Annotated in this window: 17 protein-coding genes; 6 read left to right on the plus strand and 11 right to left on the minus strand. The window is 60.6% G+C overall.

The window, feature by feature from the left end; genetic code table 11:
• Nucleotides 1–262 precede the first annotated feature (262 nt).
• Together ACTNB2_RS08360 and ACTNB2_RS08365 are read right to left on the minus strand one after the other, a co-directional pair.
• Nucleotides 263–1,219 carry a ParB/RepB/Spo0J family partition protein gene (locus ACTNB2_RS08360; RefSeq protein WP_441042329.1) on the minus strand — a complete coding sequence of 319 codons (957 nt, stop codon included), beginning with the start codon at nucleotides 1,217–1,219 and terminating at the stop codon, nucleotides 263–265.
• Complete coding sequence (locus ACTNB2_RS08365) at nucleotides 1,206–1,970, minus strand: ParA family protein (RefSeq protein WP_349105744.1); 765 nt, start codon at nucleotides 1,968–1,970, stop codon at nucleotides 1,206–1,208. Before ACTNB2_RS08365 ends, ACTNB2_RS08360 begins: the two co-directional genes overlap by 14 nt.
• 382 nt (nucleotides 1,971–2,352) lie before the next feature.
• Here ACTNB2_RS08365 and ACTNB2_RS08370 point away from each other — a divergent pair, with 382 nt between their 5' ends.
• From ACTNB2_RS08370 to ACTNB2_RS08380, 3 genes are all read left to right on the plus strand, one after another.
• The gene (locus tag ACTNB2_RS08370) at nucleotides 2,353–3,840 is read left to right on the plus strand and encodes an ATP-binding cassette domain-containing protein (RefSeq protein WP_441042332.1); all 1,488 of its coding nucleotides are present in this window, start codon (nucleotides 2,353–2,355) and stop codon (nucleotides 3,838–3,840) included.
• 242 nt (nucleotides 3,841–4,082) lie between these two features.
• The gene (locus ACTNB2_RS08375; RefSeq protein WP_441042335.1) at nucleotides 4,083–5,210 is read left to right on the plus strand and encodes a DUF4238 domain-containing protein; all 1,128 of its coding nucleotides are present in this window, start codon (nucleotides 4,083–4,085) and stop codon (nucleotides 5,208–5,210) included.
• Between the two features lie 81 nt (nucleotides 5,211–5,291).
• Nucleotides 5,292–6,965, plus strand: coding sequence for a DUF262 domain-containing protein (locus tag ACTNB2_RS08380; protein ID WP_441045750.1), 1,674 nt, complete (start codon nucleotides 5,292–5,294; stop codon nucleotides 6,963–6,965).
• Between the two features lie 3 nt (nucleotides 6,966–6,968).
• Here ACTNB2_RS08380 and ACTNB2_RS08385 read toward each other — a convergent pair whose 3' ends face one another.
• Genes ACTNB2_RS08385 through ACTNB2_RS08395 form a run of 3 tightly spaced genes read right to left on the minus strand, consistent with a single transcriptional unit; the run spans nucleotide 6,969 to nucleotide 8,675 of the window.
• Entirely contained in the window at nucleotides 6,969–7,394 is a 426-nt protein-coding gene (locus tag ACTNB2_RS08385; protein ID WP_032746262.1) for a plasmid mobilization protein, read from the minus strand.
• Nucleotides 7,395–7,399: 5 nt separating this feature from the next.
• On the minus strand, nucleotides 7,400–8,470 hold the full coding sequence (locus tag ACTNB2_RS08390) for a tyrosine-type recombinase/integrase (RefSeq protein ID WP_441042341.1): 1,071 nt from the start codon (nucleotides 8,468–8,470) through the stop codon (nucleotides 7,400–7,402).
• 1 nt (nucleotide 8,471) lies between these two features.
• Nucleotides 8,472–8,675, minus strand: a complete 204-nt coding sequence (locus ACTNB2_RS08395) for a hypothetical protein (protein ID WP_006681531.1) — start codon at nucleotides 8,673–8,675, stop codon at nucleotides 8,472–8,474.
• Nucleotides 8,676–8,815: 140 nt separating this feature from the next.
• Here ACTNB2_RS08395 and ACTNB2_RS08400 point away from each other — a divergent pair, with 140 nt between their 5' ends.
• Nucleotides 8,816–9,229, plus strand: coding sequence for a helix-turn-helix domain-containing protein (locus tag ACTNB2_RS08400; RefSeq protein WP_022349661.1), 414 nt, complete (start codon nucleotides 8,816–8,818; stop codon nucleotides 9,227–9,229).
• 618 nt (nucleotides 9,230–9,847) lie between these two features.
• Here ACTNB2_RS08400 and guaA read toward each other — a convergent pair.
• Nucleotides 9,848–11,446, minus strand: coding sequence for a glutamine-hydrolyzing GMP synthase (gene guaA / locus ACTNB2_RS08405; protein ID WP_441042343.1), 1,599 nt, complete (start codon nucleotides 11,444–11,446; stop codon nucleotides 9,848–9,850).
• A gap of 268 nt (nucleotides 11,447–11,714) precedes the next feature.
• Here guaA and ACTNB2_RS08410 point away from each other — a divergent pair, with 268 nt between their 5' ends.
• Nucleotides 11,715–12,728 carry an asparaginase gene (locus ACTNB2_RS08410; RefSeq protein ID WP_441042345.1) on the plus strand — a complete coding sequence of 338 codons (1,014 nt, stop codon included), beginning with the start codon at nucleotides 11,715–11,717 and terminating at the stop codon, nucleotides 12,726–12,728.
• Nucleotides 12,729–13,045: 317 nt separating this feature from the next.
• Here ACTNB2_RS08410 and ACTNB2_RS08415 read toward each other — a convergent pair whose 3' ends face one another.
• A complete protein-coding gene (locus tag ACTNB2_RS08415; protein ID WP_441042347.1) occupies nucleotides 13,046–13,264 on the minus strand; it encodes a helix-turn-helix domain-containing protein in 219 nt (72 codons plus the stop codon).
• A gap of 76 nt (nucleotides 13,265–13,340) precedes the next feature.
• On the opposite strand from ACTNB2_RS08415, the gene ACTNB2_RS08420 reads away from it, so the two are divergent.
• Nucleotides 13,341–13,730 (plus strand): hypothetical protein, encoded by a 390-nt coding sequence (locus ACTNB2_RS08420; RefSeq protein WP_441042349.1) that lies wholly within the window; start codon nucleotides 13,341–13,343, stop codon nucleotides 13,728–13,730.
• Nucleotides 13,731–13,739: 9 nt separating this feature from the next.
• Here ACTNB2_RS08420 and ACTNB2_RS08425 read toward each other — a convergent pair whose 3' ends face one another.
• The 4 genes from ACTNB2_RS08425 to ACTNB2_RS08440 all read right to left on the minus strand — a co-directional run bounded on the left by ACTNB2_RS08425 (nucleotide 13,740) and on the right by ACTNB2_RS08440 (nucleotide 17,791).
• Nucleotides 13,740–14,123, minus strand: a complete 384-nt coding sequence (locus ACTNB2_RS08425) for a DUF1648 domain-containing protein (protein ID WP_154517947.1) — start codon at nucleotides 14,121–14,123, stop codon at nucleotides 13,740–13,742.
• Nucleotides 14,124–14,134: 11 nt separating this feature from the next.
• Complete coding sequence (gene ychF, locus ACTNB2_RS08430; protein WP_089572784.1) at nucleotides 14,135–15,211, minus strand: redox-regulated ATPase YchF; 1,077 nt, start codon at nucleotides 15,209–15,211, stop codon at nucleotides 14,135–14,137.
• Between the two features lie 114 nt (nucleotides 15,212–15,325).
• Entirely contained in the window at nucleotides 15,326–16,579 is a 1,254-nt protein-coding gene (locus ACTNB2_RS08435) for a 4Fe-4S binding protein (RefSeq protein ID WP_441042350.1), read from the minus strand.
• Nucleotides 16,580–16,723: 144 nt separating this feature from the next.
• Entirely contained in the window at nucleotides 16,724–17,791 is a 1,068-nt protein-coding gene (locus ACTNB2_RS08440; RefSeq protein ID WP_441042352.1) for a glycerol dehydrogenase, read from the minus strand.
• Nucleotides 17,792–17,999 lie beyond the last annotated feature (208 nt).

Here is a 17,999-nt window from a genome sequence, read left to right on the forward strand (position 1 = left end):
TTTAGTTTGTGTGTGTGTTTTTGGTTTGTTGGGTTGTTTTTTTGTTTTTTTTGTGTTTTTGTGGGGTGGGGGGCGGGGGGGGGGGGGGGGGGTGACTCTGGGGGCGCGGGGGAGCCCCCGCTGGCGGCGGCCCGGCTCGGGCGCCGCCTCTGGGACCGGGCCTCGCGAAAGCGGGCTCCCAAACGGCCCGCGGCATGACGGGTCCGAAGCCGCCCGGTCCCCAAGTGCTATGGACGCCCGACGCGATGTCGGACGCCATAGGCTACTTGCTGGATTTCGAGCCTGAGGCCCCTCTGCGGCGCTTTCGGGCATCGGTGCCCGCATCCGCGTACGGCGCGGTCATGATCGCCATCTCGCGCAGCAGCGAGAGGTCGGCCGCGCTCGGGCTCTCGGGCGGGCTCTCGAGGAAGTCGGCGACGAGCCTCGCGGCCTTCGCGATGCGCCCGTCGGGGCCGGCCTGCGTCTTGCCCTCGCTCCTCACGTAGTCGGAGAGCTCCCGCTTGGTGCGCCGCCAGGGCTCCATGGCGGCGTGCATCTCCGCCTGGCGCTCCTTCGGCATGCCCGCGAGCGAGCGCACCGCCTCGGCGGAAAGGTTGCCGCGGTCGGCCTCGGCGGCCCACTCGGGCGAGAGGTCCTCCGCGATTCGGCGGGCCAGCCTCTCCTCGCGCGCGATGGTCTTGCCGGAGACCTTGCGGCCCGTCTGCCGCTCGATGATGGCGGCCTTCACGTCGTCGACGCGCATGCCGGAAAGCGAGGGGTCCTCGGAGCGCAGGCGCACGGCGTCGCCCCTGAGCGCCTCGGTCGCGGCGGCGCGCTCGGTCACGGTGAGCGCGCGGGTGAAGTAGTTCGCGGCGTGGAGCAGCGTCACCGCCCTCTCGTCGTCGATGCCCTCTATCACGCGGCAGGGCATCCTCTCGTAGGCGGGGTCGTCCTTCGCGAGCAGCGCGTAGGCGGCCTTGCGCCGGTGCCCGGAGACCATCTGCCACGAGCCGTCGCCCACCTTGCGAACGAGCGGCAGGTCGGTGAGGCCGTCCTGGCGTATGGACTCGGCGAGCTCGGCTATGCCGGCCGGGTCCATGGAGTACGCGGCGTTCGCCGGGTGGTCGGCGATGTCTGCCACCGCGATCTCGGACACCGGGTAGCGGCCGCGGGTGCGCGACGCGCCGTCGAGCAGCCCCGTGATGGTGAAGCCCGCGGCCACCTGGCTAGGCGAGCTCACGGGACACCTCGTCGGCGAGAGCCTCGTAGTCGCGCGCGGGGCGGCTCCCAGGCTCGAATGCCGCCACCGGCTTCCACTGCCAGCTGCCCTCGCAGACCTTGCTGCTCGCGTGGATAACCGTCTCGAACTGCTCGCCCGGGAAGAACCCGTCGAGCACGGCCGCGCCCGTGGCCTCGGCGTTGGTCATGCGGCCAGGCACGCAGGTGCGGAGAATCTTCCAGCGGGGCGTGGGCATGCGCAGCGCGTCGGCGATGGAGCGCGTCGCCTCGACGGTGAGCGCCGTGCCGCGCATCACGGTGGAGTCGAGCTTCACGGGGATGACCACCATGCCGCCCTCCGCCGCGGCGAGGTAGGCGTTGAAGGCGAGCCTGCGCATCACGGGGCTGCAGTCGATGAGGCAGACGTCGTAGGAGCCCGAGGCGTCGTCGAGGGCGAACTTGAGTCGCTGCTCGCGCAGGAGCATCTCGTTCTGGTCGACGAGGTCGATGGTCGAGGCCACCACGTCGAGGCCCTCCCCGGCGGCGTAGGCGACCTCCTCCACGGGGGCGCCGCCGTAGAGCAGCTCGACCGAGGTGCGCCGCTCGGAGGCGGCCCGGTCGTAGAGGGCGAAGAAGTCTGTGGCAGACGCCTGCGGGTCGAGGTCGACGAGCAGGGTCCGAAGGCCCCGGGCGGCGAAGATGGCCGCCAGGTTCACGGCGGTCGTCGTCTTGCCGACGCCGCCCTTGTAGTTGGAAATTGCTATCGTGCGCATGGGTCGCGTCCTCTCTAGCGTGGGGCGCGCCTCGCCGCATCCGGTCCGGCGCGCCCCGAGTCTCGGAGCGTCGGGACAAAACCGTACAGATTTGTCCGACAAGCGGAGTGTACCACGAAAACGTACGGATATGTACGCTTTCGTGGTACATCACCATGCTATAATCCTAGATATCAATCATCCAGCGGGGCCTTTGGCAAGCGCCGCTTCGAGTTAGGTCAGGTTAGATGAAGAACTAGCGATGCCCGTTTCGGGTACCCCATACGACCACTCTGTACATCCGGTCGCGCTTCAGGGTGCCGCATCGCTTCAGTGCCTTCTCGTTCCGAATCCATACATCGCGTGCCTGACCCTGCGCGACCTCCTCTCAAAGGAGCTCGCCATGCAACTGAATCTCACTCACATCAGCTATACCTACCCCGGTACGGCATCGCCTGCCATCGAAGACGTCAGCGCCACGTTCCCATCGGGATGGACGGGCATCATCGGCGACAACGGATGCGGGAAGAGCACGCTCGCCCGTATCGCCGCCCGCGCTATTACACCCGATTCCGGGACAGTGAGCCCGAGTCTGTTCGCGTCGTATTGCCAGCAAGACTCGACGCAGGAACCGGACGATCTCTTCGATCTCGCATCGGATTGGGGCAAGGAGGCGCAACGGGCAAGGGCACTGCTCCGCATCGAAGACGACTGGTTCTGGCGCTACGACACGCTCTCGGGCGGTCAACAGAAGCGGATCCAAATCGCATGCGCCCTCTATGCACAACCAGATATCCTCATCATGGACGAGCCGACCAACGACCTCGATGCCGCCACGCGCGACATCGTGAAGGAGGCGCTGGCCTCCTTCAGCGGCATCGGCATCCTCATCTCGCACGATAGAGACCTGCTCGATAGCCTTGTGGGCCAGAGCCTCATGTGCGAGGGCGCGCGTTGGACCATGCGCCCCGGCGGGTACTCAAAGGCAAGCGACCAGGCGGCGAGCGAACGCGCCTCTGCGATGAGGGATCGCGAGCAAGCCTCTCGTGAAGCGAAGCGCCTGAAGGCAGAAGCCCAGCGCAGGAGCGAAGAGGCGGCACGTCAGAAGGGCAAGCGAAGCAAGCGCGGCTTGAGCAAAAAAGACAGCGACGCTCGCGAGAAGATCGGACGCGCCATAGTCTCTGGCAAGGACGGCGTTGCAGGGAGGCTCTCGTCCAAAATGAGCGGGCGGCTCGCAAAGGCCGAGGCAGAGCTTTCTGAGAAAACCGTCTCGAAAAGATACGACCATCGTATCGGCGAGTTCGGCGTCGCCGCGCGCTCAAGCTGCGTGGCGCACTTGGAGGCATCGCGACTGTCTGCTGGCGAGTTCTCGATAGATGTGCCGGAGCTCTGGATCTCGCCAACGGATCACGTGGTGTTGACCGGTGCGAACGGAACGGGAAAGAGCCTGGTGGTACGAAGCGTCATCGAATCTGTTCCTGATAATGTCAAAGTTGCGTACGTTCCCCAGGACGTCGGGCCAGAGGAACGCGAGCGAGCCCTGAGGCATCTCCGAGACCAGGACCAGGAGACGAAAGGTCGCATCCTCTCCATCGTGGCGCGGTTGAACTCCGACCCTGACAGACTGCTCGATGGCGACGATTTGAGTCCTGGCGAACTCCGCAAACTCATGCTTGCTGAACAGCTTGTTACGAATCCCAACCTCCTCGTACTCGACGAGCCTACGAATCATCTTGATGTGGGCTCTATTGAGGCGCTGCAGGAAATGCTGAGCGGTTTCTCTGGCGCGTTACTGTTGGTTACGCATGATAGACAGCTGTCGGAGGCAGTCACGCAGATTGGCTGGGAAACTATTCAAGGTGAAAGCCTGATGAGATTGCTGGTCGTCTAAACAATGGGTTTTATAAAAGAGCCTTGTCGGGTGGATTTGCAGCTTCAGTTTGCAATTATTGTTTAACTCCGCGTGGGAAGTCGCAAGCGGCTTGCTCGTGACGACAGCGACTATTGCCAAAGGGTGGAACAAATAAGGACTCATAGAAATCCTTGGTCGGTGTGCTAACATGATTACAGTGAGTAAGTAAGTCTTCAATAACACTAAGCCATTACATAATAAAAAGGCGGTGAAGGCTTAGGATGTCGAAGCTGCCCGGAAAGATGACGCGAAAGCAGCACTGGGTGCCGCGGTTCTACCTGCGCCATTTCGCGGATTCCTCCGGGCAGCTTCATGCCTACAGCAGACAGAAGGGCTCCTTCTTCCGCACGAATTGCGAGAACCTTTGCAGCATGCGCGATCTTTATGAGGTCGAGCATGCCGATGCGACAGGCGATGCGACAGACAGATTCTATGCGCAGAACCTCATCGAGGTTAAGCTATCTGAGCTCGAGAGCCGCATCGCGCCGCTTTACGATCGCTTTTTGGAACGCCAGAAAGAAGACCAGTGCGAAGACGAAGGGTATTCTGATGGGAAAGCCGCCGTTTGCGAGCTGGCAGCAAATATCATCGTCCGGCACCCTATCAGTATGCGCGTCGACAAGAAATGGTCACGCGAGACTGCCGAAGAGCTGCTCAGAAACGTTCATCTGACACCCTATGAGCTCGGCTTGCTCGATTGGTCGGATTGGCGCGGGGATTCCCAAGCGGTGGTCGAGCTTGCCGCCGCCGCAACCATGCTCTTCTCCAACGATGATATTGTGCCAGTTAACCGTATTCGAAAGGCTTTTTTTGAGAAGAGCTTCTCCATCCTTAGGGCACCCGTCGGCTCAGGGTTCGTTACGACGTCGATGCCTATGTTCATCATCGGGCCCGAGGACGACTCGTACGATTTTCATCTCGCGTATATGCCGTTGAGCAGTGAGTATGCTGCGGTCTTTTCAGATGACCCTCTATTTCCGCCGTTTGCGAGACTCGGTTTTTCGGGCGTCGAGTTCATGAACCGACTTCTTCTGCTTAACTGCGAGCATTGGGATGTCGCCATATCGAGGGAAAGCGGCCCGCTCGAGCACGCGGTACGCGATTGGAGTCAAGCGAACAGTGCCGAATTCATGCACGAGATGTTCACGCGCGACGGCAGGGAGCTATCCCTCGACACAGTGATCTACGACCGCTCGAAGAAGAAGGGGCAGACGATGATCGATACCATCGACCGTGGCTGCCTCGAGGGCGGCTGCCTTGATGACGAGGACCTGCGCATCATCTTCGAGCACCTTCTGGGGAGAAGACGGCAAGGACCGGGAACATTAAAGGGTCAAGCAGCGTATTGATAAAATTGACCCCGCCAGCAATAACCGCAAAGGATAGATAGGGCTTTAAGGATGGATGCAGGAAAAGCAACGATAAGCGGCGTGTTCAACGGATCGCGCCTGCTCGAAATACCTTTTTACCAAAGGGCGTACGTCTGGGGAGAAGAGCAATGGGAGCGTTTCCTCGGCGACATGGAGTTCGTCACGGCCTCGAAGCGGCCCTATTTCCTGGGCTCCATCATCCTGAAGCAGGCCTCCTCCGGCAACACCTGGTCCGAGGTCTCCGAGGTTCGCACCGTCATCGACGGCCAGCAGCGACTCACGACCATGGTCATCTTCTTCAAGGCACTCTGTGCAAAAAACGGCACCAACAATTTGTTTGAGCGAGATTTCGTCCTGGAGACCGGCGATGTCGCCTTGAGGCACGGCAAGTACGACCGGCAGGATTTCGAAAAGGTCGTCAGCGCCACGGGCTGCGAACCCCTCGAGGGCTCCTCGGCCATCGTCCTTGCCTACAACTACTTCCTCAAGAATATCGACCCGGAGAAGGTTGACAGGAACACGATCAAGTCGAACGTCCAGTTCGTCTGCATCGATCTTACCGAGGGCGAGGACGAGCAGCAGATATTCGACACCATCAACTCGCTCGGGGTGCGCCTGACGACGGCGGAGCTCCTTAAGAACTACTTCTTCAACCGCGAGAACGAGCAGGCGTTCAAGGAGTGCTGGGAAGACGTCTTCGAGCCCACGGCTGAGAAGAGGGAGTATTGGGAGCAGGAGATCGTTACCGGGCGCATCAAGCGCACGCTCGTCGACCTCTTCTTCGACGCGTTCCTCCAGATTCTGGTCCAGGACAAGAGGCGTGGCGTCACGACCGAGGACAAGCTCTTCTATTCGCGTACTTCGAACCTCTTCCAGTCCTACAAGGATTTCATCGGCAGGTACTGCAACGGCGACAAGGTCGAGATTCTCGACAACATGAAGGCGTATGCCGAGGCGTTCGAGTCCACGTTCGACCCTGGCTACTGCGACGCGGACATCCCCTCCGCTTCCGGCGTCGAGCGCCTGAACGTGCTGATATTCGGCCTCAAGAACTCGACGCTCATCCCGTACGTGCTCTACGTTCGAAAGAACGCGGAGTCTTCGAGCGAGGAATCTAAGATCTACGCCCTGCTCGAGAGCTACATCGTCCGCCGAATGCTGGTTCAGGCGACCACGAAGAACTACAACAGGCTGTTCACCTCGCTGATCTTGAACGAGGTGAAGGGCGCGGAGGCGCTGAGGAAGGCTCTCGAAGCCAATGACGAGGCGACGACGTACATGCCCGGCGACGCCGAGGTTCGAGCGGCATTCGAGGAATCGTGTCTGTACAACCTCCAGTCCAAGGGCGTCCTCTATCTGCTGGAAAGCGCCATTCGTCCGGGCATGAGCAGCACGGCCCTGCTCGGGTTCAACCAGTACACCCTCGAGCACATGATGCCCAAGAAGTGGCGCAACAAATGGGGAGCCCTCGACGATGAGGCTGCCACGCGAAGGGACCGGAAGCTCCTCACGCTCGGCAACCTCGCCATCATCACGCATTCGCTCAACGCCTCCATCCGCGATGCCGATTGGCCCACCAAGAAGCAGGGAAAGGGATACAAGGACGGCCTTGCCCTCTGCGCCGCCGGCCTTGCGACCATGGCCGGCGCCCTAGAGAAGGAGTCTTGGAACGAGGGCGATATCGCCGATCGCGCCGAATGGCTTGCGGACAAGGCGTTGGAGGTCTGGCGCTAAGCCCTACCTGCGTCCCATCTCGAAGATGCTTGCGGTGTCGGAACCCGCATCGATGACGGATGGAACCGGCTCTTCCAAAAACGTAGTTCGTGGCGATGTCTCTTCCGTCGGCGCGTCAACAGGCTCGCCGAGCGCTAGGAAGAACCTCATCACGTGCTCAATTCTCTGTTGCAGGGACTCGCTCAGCTCGCCGTAGGAGGCCGCCAGCCGCACCTCCTTGGCCAATTCCGCCATCGAGTCCCTCAGTGCCTTCTGCACGCTCACGGAGGGCCTCACCTCGACCTGGGTATCGGTGAGCTTGGCGATGATGTAGTCCTGCCTGTTCATGCCGCTCCAGGCTGCCATCTCGCATATGAGCTTGCGCTCCTCGGGCGTGCAGCGGAACGCCATCGTCTTGCTGCGCTTGCGGGCGCTGTTCTCGCACGGCATCCTTCTTACCCCCTCGCCCCGTCGAGCGCGGCGGCCATCTCGTCCTGCTTCGTGGGGAACAGGTGCGCGTAGCGGTAGGTGATGTCCACCGCCTCGTTGCCCATGCGCTCGGCGATGGCCAGCGCGGAGAAGCCCATCTCTATCAGCAGGCTCACATGGCTGTGGCGTATGTCGTGTATGCGGATGCGCTTCACGCCCGACGCCTTGCACCCGCGCTCCATCTCGTGGGCCAGGAAGTGCTTGGTCACGGCGAACAGGCGCTCGTCGGGGGCGACGTCGTCGCGCATCTCGATGAAGTCCGCCATCTCGTCGCGCAGGAAGGCGGGCATGACGATCGTGCGCACGGACTTGGGCGTCTTGGGGTCGGTCACGGTGTCAACGCCGTTGAGGCTCTGGTACGACTTGTTGATGCGCAGCCGCGAGCTCTCCAGCATGAAGTCGGACGGCGTGAGCGCCAGGAGCTCGCCGCAGCGTATGCCCGTCCAGTAAAGCAGCTCGAAGGCGTGGAATGAGAGAGGCTTGTCCATGACGGCCTCGCTGAACCTCAGGTACTCGTCCTTGGTCCAGAACTGCATCTCGCCGCCCTTCTTCGAGCCTATCTTGTCGACCCTGCGCACCGGGTTGTCGCTGAGGCCGTAGTAGCGCTCGGCGTGGTTGAAGATGGCGTTGAGCTGGTTGTTCACTGTGCGCAGGTACGTCGGTGCCCAGGGCTTCCCGTCGGCGTCCCGGTGCTCGGTGAGCTCGTTTTGCCACCTGATGACGTCGATCGGCCTCACGTCGCACATGCGCATGTCCCCGAAGAACGGCACGAGCTTGTCGTTGATGATGTACTCCTTGGTGATCCACGTGTGCTCGCGTATGCGCGGCTTCACCTCGGAGGCGTACACCTCGACGAACTCGGAGAACGTCATGTCCATGGCCCCGCCGTTAAGGCTCTTGAACTGGCTCTCCCACACTGCGGCCTCCACCTCGGAGGAGAAGCCGCGCTTCGTCTTGTGGCGCTTCGAGCCGCGGGCGTCGCGGTAGTAGCACTGCACGTAGAACGTGCCGTTGCCGTCGTCCTTGTACACGGGCATGTCAGTCCACCTCCGGGAAGTACAGGGCGTCGAAGACGTCGCTTCGAACGCGCCCGCGGATGACCACGCGCCCGCGCGCCTCCTGCTCGGCGTTTATCTTCCTGATCACCTCGTAGGCGCTGCCTTTCTTGATCCTCAGCAGCTCCGCGACCTCGTCGGCGTCCAGCATGTGCGGCCTCGGCGTCTTCGCCACCTTCTCGTCCATGGCTCCTCCAATCAATGGCGTACGGATACGTACGGTTCACAGATTCAGAGTAAACGTACATATCTGTACTGTCAATAGAATTGCGTACATTTGCGTACGCTGATAAGATGTGCTGGTACGTAATTCCAGGAGGAGGGCTCATGTCCGTAGGCGAGAACATAAGGCGGTACCGCAAGTCGCGCGGCATGACGCAGGCGCAGCTCGCCGAGGCGGTCGGCCTGACCGAGGGGGCCGTGCGCCACTACGAGAGCGGCATCCGCGCCGTGAAGCCCGAGCTGCTCGAGTCCATCTCCGCGGCGCTCGGCGTGTCCGTCAACGCCCTCAAGGATTACGGCGTCGAGACTGCGGGCGACCTCATGTCGCTGCTCGTGCGGCTCGAGGACTCCTTCGGCATCGTGCCCGCAGCCGACGGCACGGGCCTCTCCCTGAACCCCAAGGCGCCGCACGCGCCCAAAGCCGCGATGGCGATCGAACTGTGGGCAGAGAAGCGCGCGCAGCTCGAAAACGGCAAGATCGACGCCGACGAATACGAGGACTGGAAAGCCTCGCTGTAGCGGCTCTCCGCATTTCGCGATCAACGCAACCGAATCAGGACGGTGGACCAGGCGGCGAGCGCCGCTCGGGCCTGCGTAAGCTGAGTTTTTACTCCCCATTGCATGCCAAGGCATTTCCGGCGCACCTGGGGAGTAAATGACGCGGTGGCTTACACGGCGGCACGCGGCAGTACGCCGCTGCATTTCCCCTGGTTACTCCCGTTTTCATTGAGGCGGCGAGATTCTTTACTCCCCATTAACCACCTGGGAAAACGCTGTGAGAAGACCGCCGAAAATCCTATTGAGTTCGATTTGAGTTTCACAGGCCCCGAAACGGCCCCGTTTGGCTCTCGGAGACAAAAATCGCGCGTCTACTCACTTGGGATGAATCCTTACTCCCGTTCCTCCGAATGCCGCACCGTGCCTTGCCGTCTTGAAACACGGGGGAGTAAATTGCGAAATCGCAGGTGAAAGGGAGTAAAACGACAAAGAAAAAGCCTCCGTCCCAACGCGGGAACGGAGGCTCGGTTATCGTATTTACTCACCAACATCGCTGGCGGCTTTGCCATGACTCTCGTACGAAACGAAACTCAGCGGCACAGTGCGGCACTCAAAAATGCAGGTCAGAACCCTATCAGCCTACTCCCACTCAATGGTCGCGGGCGGCTTGGACGTGATGTCGTAGCACACGCGGTTGGCGCCGGGAACCTCGGCCACGATGCGGCCGGAAATGCGGGCCAGCACCTCGTAGGGCAGCTTGGCCCAGTCGGCGGTCATGGCATCACTGGATTCGACGGCACGCAGGATGATCGGGCGCTGATAGGTGCGCTCGTCGCCCATAACGCCAACGGACTTGATGTCGGGCAGGACCGCGAAATACTGCCAGCAGCTGTGCTCAGAGTTGCGCTCGCCGGTCTGCTCAAACAGGCGCTGGTTGTAGGCATCCAGCTCCTCGCGCACGATGGCATCGGCGTTTTTGAGGATCTCGAGCTTCTCCTTGTCGACCGCACCGATAATGCGGATGGCCAGACCCGGGCCCGGGAAAGGCTGACGGAACACGATATGACCCGGCAGGCCCAGTGCAAGACCAAGCGCGCGGACCTCGTCCTTAAAGAAGTGATCAAGCGGCTCAATGAGGTCGAAGTGTACGCCCTCGGGGAACGGGATCAGGTTGTGATGGCTCTTGATGGTGGCCGTCTTGCCGCCCGTCTTGCGAGCGCCGGACTCGATGATGTCGGGGTAGATGGTGCCCTGAGCCAGATACTTGACCGGCTTGCCATCGGTCTCGAGCTGCTGCGCCACGGCGAAGAACTCTTTCCAGAACTGAGTACCGATGATGCGGCGCTTCTCCTCGGGCTCGGTCACGCCGGCCAGAAGCTCGGCATAACGGTCCTCGGCGTGAACGTGGATAAAGTCGACATCGAACTGCTTGGTGAAGACCTCCTCCACCTGCTCGGGCTCGCCCTTGCGCAGCAGGCCGTGGTTGATGAACACACAGGTCATCTGCTTGCCCACGGCGCGAGCGCCCAGCGCAGCCACGACGGAGGAGTCGACGCCACCGGACAGGGCCAAAATCACGCGGTCGTCGCCGACCTTCTCGCGGAACTCGGCCGTCATGGTCTCGACCAGGTTGTCCATGCTCCAGTTGGGCTCCAGGCCGCAGATCTCAAACAGGAAGTTGCTCAGCAGCTGCTGACCGTACTCGGAGTGCTTGACCTCGGGGTGGAACTGCGTGGTGAAAATCTTGCGCTCGGGGCACTCCATAGCGGCAACCGGGCACACGTCGGTGCTGGCGGTAACGGTAAAGCCCTCGGGCACCTCGGACACGGCGTCGCGGTGGCTCATCCACACGGTTTGCTGCATGGGCGTGGAGTTAAAGAGCTTGGCGCCGGCCGTGCGTGTGATGGTAGCGCGGCCGTACTCGCCCACCTCTGAGTGGCCGACCTTGCCGCCGAGCGTCACGGCCGTGATCTGATGGCCGTAGCAGAAGCCCAGGACGGGAAGGCCCAGGTCAAAGATGGCAGGATCGATGGACGGAGCGTCCTCGGCGTACACGGAGGCCGGACCGCCGGAAAGGATGAGCGCAGAGGCGTTCATCTCGCGAATCTCATCGGCCGAGATGTCGCAGGGAACGATCTCGGAATACACGTTGAGGTCGCGGACGCGACGGGCAATGAGCTGACCGTACTGCGCGCCAAAGTCGAGTACGAGGACCTTTGCGGAAGCCTTTTGATCCATGGTTTTCCCCTCTTGTTGGCGGGGAGCCGATGCTCACCCGCGCGAATAAACGAGAATAACTTTCATAGTGTACACGTTATATGGGGTTTCTCGTCCCTCGCAGCCATCAGCGCACGGCAAACGCACGACCTGGGCCCCTATTTGACGGCAATTGAAGTGTTACCAAACGTTACAGATGATGTAATACGTTTGAACATTGGACGCCCTGTGCCAAAATACTGCCGAACGACTCCGCCTCTGCGGCGGCAAATACGATAGGAACACCAACATGAAGCGCATCCTTCTCATCGCCACGGGCGGCACCATCGCATCGACCGAGGACGGCAACGGCCTCTCCCCCGCCCTGACCGGTGAGGAACTCGCCCAGAGCGTCCCCGAGATCTCGGGCCTCTGCGAGCTCGACGTGGTGCAGCCCATGAACATCGACAGCACCAATATGCGTCCGAGTGACTGGATGCGTATCCGCGACGTCATCGTCGAGGGTTATGCTGACCACGACGGCTTCGTGATTCTGCACGGCACCGACACCATGAGCTACACCGCGGCGGCGCTTTCTTACCTGATTCAGGACAGCCCCAAGCCCATCGTGCTCACCGGCTCGCAAAAGCCCATGGGCAACCCTTTTACCGATGCCAAGCTCAATCTGTACCAGAGCCTGCTCTATGCGCTTGACGAGCATTCGCACGACGTCTCAATCGTGTTTGGCGGCGTGGCCATCGCCGGCACGCGCGCCCGCAAGCAGCGCACCATGAGCTTTAACGCGTTCATTAGCGTCAACTATCCGCCCATTGCCTACATCCGCAACGACCGCATCGTGCGCAACGGGCTCCACGGCACCCACCAGAATGAGAGAGCGGTTCGTTTCTACGACAGTATCGACCCGCGCGTGTTTGTCCTTAAGCTCACGCCCGGCGTGAATCCAGGCATATTGGACGCCCTGACCGATAGCTACGACGCCGTAATTCTGGAGACCTTTGGCATTGGCGGTATTCCCGAGTTTGGCGAGTCCGGCGAGTCATTCCAGGAGGCAATTTTCCGCTGGGTCGATTCGGGTCGCACCGTCGTTATGACCACACAGGTCCCCGAAGAGGGCCTCGATCTGGGTGTTTATGAGGTCGGCCGTGCCTACGCCGACCATCCGGGTATTTTACGCGGCGACGATATGACCACCGAAACGCTCGTGGCCAAGACCATGTGGGCGCTCGGCCAGTCACGTGATGCGGCCGAGATTCAGCGCCTGTTCTACAGCCAGGTCAACCATGACCGCATCCCGATGGTGTAGCTAAAACAAAATCCGCCTCTTTGGGCCTTGTGGGGCACGTGGTACCTCTCGGAACGTGCAAAAAGCGGAGTTTTCAGCACCCGCCCCTTCCGGAAACGTTAAAACCGCTAGCTGTAAATCGCTTTTCGGTTCGATAGGCTCGTCCCATGCGTCTATTATTCCTCATAATAATGAATTTTGTGGATAATCCAAAACAGCAAGCATCGTATTTACGCCTTCGGTTGCTGTCAATTTATTGAGGGATGCTGAATACTCGGGTTTTTGCACGCCGCCGTCGGGGGGACCCGTTCAGCAAACGACAAATCTAGCAAAAACGCCTACTCAATGCCCTCGAGAAGCTCTGACACCGTCATGCCAAGCGCGGGCGCAAGTTTAAATAAAATCTCGAGCGTGCTGTTTGCCGTTCCTCTTTCGATTTGATCGAGATAAGGTCGGCTGATTCCAACCGCCACGCAAAAATCGACCTTGGAGATACCAAGGGCCTTGCGCGTCCGCTCGACTCGCTCGCCAAGAATCTGTTTCGCATGTTCGTTCATGCAGACGAGTTTGAAATGGAGCAAAACAAAAACGTAAACTATAGTTTACGTTTTGCCTAATATACAGGAGTTTTCTATGTCGGGTTCTTCGGTCCGCATGTACCGAGCCACGCTTCGCACAAACAGCGCACCGCCCAAGCTCGTCGTCGTTGAAGCAGAATGCCTTTCGCCCGATGAGCGCACAGCATTTGCATTGCTATCAAGTCGCGTCGCCGCCGTTTTGGTCCCTTGCCCGGCGCAAGGTGAACTTGCCATCCAATGCCAAGCGCACGGCTGCTCACTCAATCAGGCTGCCGTAATCACAACCAGCCAGTGTGGCCTGCCCCTTCTCTTGGAAGCCGGTATCGCGCTCTGCCTTCGCGGTGCCGGATACGAAAACGAGGCCGCCGCCGATGTGGTCTTTCAACCACGATCGAGCGGCGGCCTCGCAGCAGCCATCGAATATGCTTGCAGGCTCGTTGCCTAAAGGCGCAAGCTAAAAGCCCAGGCCAAAGCCTGTGCCGGTAATCGCCGAATACATAAAGTAGACGTTAATTACGTTGAGGAATGCGCCCGTGATGCAGCCGTTTCGCAGGTAGCGCTCGCACACGATGCGCGCCATGGCGGCGGAGTCCTCATTGTTCTTTGCCTGGCGTCCCGCCGTAAAGTACGTCGCCACGCTCAGCAGCAGGTTGAGCACCGGCAATGCCAGCAGCTCGTAGCTCTTGCCCCAGCGCGTCACCTCACCGGCGGCATTAAACTTTGTTGCCACCTCGGGACCAATGTTGGGGATTACAAACGCTGCGACCACCAGCGGAAGCACTGCAAGCACCAGCAGCGCGATGCCCATGTAGCCAGCTTTTTTTCCATATTTAAACATGCTCGCCGTCCTTACACGTTAAAGCGGAAGTGCACGACGTCGCCATCGGCCATGACATACTCTTTGCCCTCGATGCGCAGCTTACCAGCAGCCTTGGCGCCTTGCTCGCCACCGAGCTCGATGTAGTCGTCATAGCCAATGACCTCGGCCTTAATAAAGCCGCGCTCAAAGTCGGTATGGATGACACCGGCGGCCTGCGGGGCGGTCGCGCCCTGACGCACCGTCCAGGCCTTGACCTCCATCTCGCCAGCCGTAAAGAACGACTGCAGACCGAGCAGCTTGTAGGCTGCCTGCGCGAGCACGTCCAGGCCGGGCTGCTCCAGGCCCAGGCTCTCCAGGTAGTCGGCCGCATCCTCGGGATCGAGCTCGGAAAGCTCGGCCTCGATCTTGGCGCAGATCGGCAGTGGCTTGACGCCATCGATGGGCGCCAGGTCCTCGTTGAGCATGTCCTCGTCCACGTTGGCCACATACAAGATGGGCTTCATGGTGAGTAGGAACAGGCCCTTCGCAGCGGCGCGCTCCTCGTCGGTCATCTCCATGGACGCGGCGCGCTTGCCCTCGTTGAGCCAGGCGAGCAGGCGCTTGGCGACCTCAAACTTGGGCATGAGCTCCTTGTCGCGCTTGGCCTCCTTCTCGAGCTTAGGCAGCTGCTTCTCGAGCGTGCCCATGTCGGCCAGGATAAGCTCGGTCATGATGGTGTCGGCATCGCCGGCGGGATCGACGAACTCGCCCGTACGACCCACCTCACGCATGACGTTGGGATCCTTAAAATAGCGCACGACCTCGCAGATAGCGTCGGTCTCGCGAATGTTTGCCAAGAACTGGTTGCCCAGGCCCTCGCCCTCGTTGGCACCCTTCACCAGGCCCGCGATGTCGACAAACTCGACCGTAGCCGGCACAATGCGGCCAGGGTTGACAATGTCGGCGAGCTTTTGCAGGCGGCTATCGGGCACATCGACGATACCCACGTTGGGGTCGATCGTGGCGAACGGGTAGTTGGCGGCAAGGCCGGTCTTTTTGGTAAGCGCGGTGAACAGCGTCGACTTGCCCACGTTGGGCAGGCCCACGATACCGATGGAAAGGGACACGACAGCTCCTTTTGGTACAGGTACTTCAAACTGTATAAGTATAGCGCCGCCACAGCATCCGGGCGAATCCGGACACCGCGGCGGCGCAAATGAAGCAGAGATTGGGGTAGCTGGCTAGTCCGCGAGCTTCTCCACCTGGTCGAGCATCTTGTCGAGCTTGGCCTTCGCCTCGGCTTTTACCTTTTGGGCCTCTTCGTGGGCTTTGGCCTTCTGAGCGGCCTTTTCCTCGGCTTCGGGGTCGACGACGACCAAGTTGGACGCATCGTGTTCGACCAGCTTGAGCGCATGTTCGGGACAAACCTTGACACAGGCACCGCAGCCCAAGCAATACGTGGACTCCAACGCGAAGCGGCCGCTTCCCACCAAATCGCAGGCGAACGTGGGGCATACATTGACGCACTCGCCACACGACGTGCACTTTTCAAAATCGCACTCAGGCGTACTCACCTGCATGTTCTGGGCAAGCTCGGGATGGTTCTGCAGCGTCGAAAGCACCAGCTGCCGCCCATGCGTGAGCGAACGGCGACGCTTTGCCGTCGTGGTGCCGCACATGGTGTTGAGCGTGCGCTCCAGCTGAGTAATCTGGTGACGGTGGGCCTTCAACTTCTGCGTCACCGAGGCCAGCGCCGCCGTCGCCGGGTTGAGCTTGGTCACCGTCAGACCCGTCGTGCGGGCAATCTTTTCCATGTACTCCTTGCGCTCGTACTCGCGGAGCTTATGGCACTTGAGGCTCTTGGGGTCGACCTCCAGGCCCATACCCGTGCCAGACCACTCCTCAGCCTTCGCAATCGCCTCGCCCAGGATATCCTCGCCACCGGTGTTGCGGCATTTATCGCACACGCCCAGCGGAAGGTACACGCTCACGTTGGGATAGTCCGCCAGTACCGAGAACCAGGTCTCGGCCGTAATATCGCCCACGCAGGCAACGACGACCTCGTTCTCGCGCGGCATGCGCTTGAGGGCGCGCGTGCAGGTGACGTAGGCGGTCTCGTGGCTCGTTGCCGCCGAGACAATGTCGTCATACAGGTTTTTGGGCGCCAGGCGCGGCGAGATGATTGCCTCGGTCGGACAGGCAGCGGCGCACAGGCCGCACTTGCGGCAGGAGTCGAGAATCTCGATGGAGTCCTCCTCGACCTCGATAGCGTTGACCGGGCACACATCCATGCACGCGGAGCAGCCACTCTTTTCGTTTTTACAGGTCAGGCACGGAATGGTGTTGCCGCGCGGACGCTCCTTGTAGTCGGCAGGATTCCACTGCGGCGCCGACGGATCGAGCGCATCGGTCACGCCGCCAAGTGGGTTTTTAAGAAAGTCGAAACCCTTGCTGATCTCGATAATGTCATCAAACAGATCGTGTTCCTGCGCCATGCGCGGCCCCTCCCTGAGCAGTGCAAACAAGTAAGAGATAATGATACGCCATCGGCCCACGCCTCGGGCAAATTACACGCGGCGCATCTTTGAGACAAATAGCCTATCGCCGCCTCGATTGCACAAGGTCAATCAAGCGCCAAGCTATGCCCCGCACATGAGCTGCACGAGCTTTTGTTTGGTCACCTTGGCCTGTTCGTTAGCCATATTGCACTCGTTCTTAAAAGTTGCGTCCGCAACGCTCAGCAGGTCGGCATCGGAAATCCCACCAAGGCCCAGCTCCTCGAGTGTCGTCGGCAGACCAACGCGCTGGCAAAACTCGAGCACCTGATCAAGCTCGGGCGCGCACTCCAAACGAAGCTGCACCACCAGGCCAAATGCCACGGCCTCACCGTGCATGGCCTTGCACTCGGGCAGAATCGTCAGGCCGTTGGCGATGGCATGGGCAAGCGCTAGGCCACCGCTCTCAAAGCCGACGCCCGAGAGTAGGATATTGCACTCGATCAGGCGCTCAACCGCCGGCGATATACGACCCTTTTTAAGATCGCGCTTGGCAGCGACACCAAACTCCATAAGCGTGTCATAGCAGGCACGAGCCGCAACCAAGGCCAAGTGTCCCGGCGCGCCACCGTGCTCGTTGGCGCCGTGCGCCGCGGCGCACGAACGAGCCTCGAAATACGTTGCCAGCGCGTCGCCCATACCAGCGACCGTCATACGCAGCGGAGCCGCCGCGACCACGCCGGTATCGACCACAACCAAATCTGGATTCTTTTCGAGCATCAGATAGCGGTCGAACGACCCATCCTCGTGATACAGCACCGAAATCGCGCTGCACGGACCGTCCATCGAAGCCGCCGTGGGGCATACGCACAACGGCAACTCGGCATAAAACGCAACGGCCTTGGCGATATCGAGCATCTTGCCGCCGCCAATACCCACCACCATGTCGCAATACTCAGCCTGGGCTTCCTTAGCCATTTCGACAACGGCCTCTTCCGTACACGGACCGTTGTAAATCTTAAAGAACGGCTCGCTTAGATCTTCATCCAGAAATCCATCGACGATCTGCTTGCGCAGCCGGTCCTCGGTGCCTTGGTCAAACAGGACATAGGCGGAGCATCCCAACCACGACAGGTATCTGCCCTGACGCGAAAGTTCGCCCGGCCCCTGAACATACCGGCCGGGACCGCCATAAACCATAGGAAGCGCCATACGAGAATCCGCCCTTCATCAAACAACGATTGGTGCAAAGCCACCTGTCCCCTTGTGGCAACTTGGCGCATTGAGGACAGGTTAGATTGCACCATAGAAGACGATATGAGAAAGCCATTTGGGTCGCCTCCCCCGCGGCGCAGCTTCTTTCCGCGGGCTCGGGATGCCACAATGGGCTTTGAGTATCGGCCCGTGCGGTAGCCCTTAC

This window comes from Collinsella sp. HCP28S3_G2, from assembly GCF_052065125.1.
Taxonomy (GTDB): domain Bacteria; phylum Actinomycetota; class Coriobacteriia; order Coriobacteriales; family Coriobacteriaceae; genus Collinsella.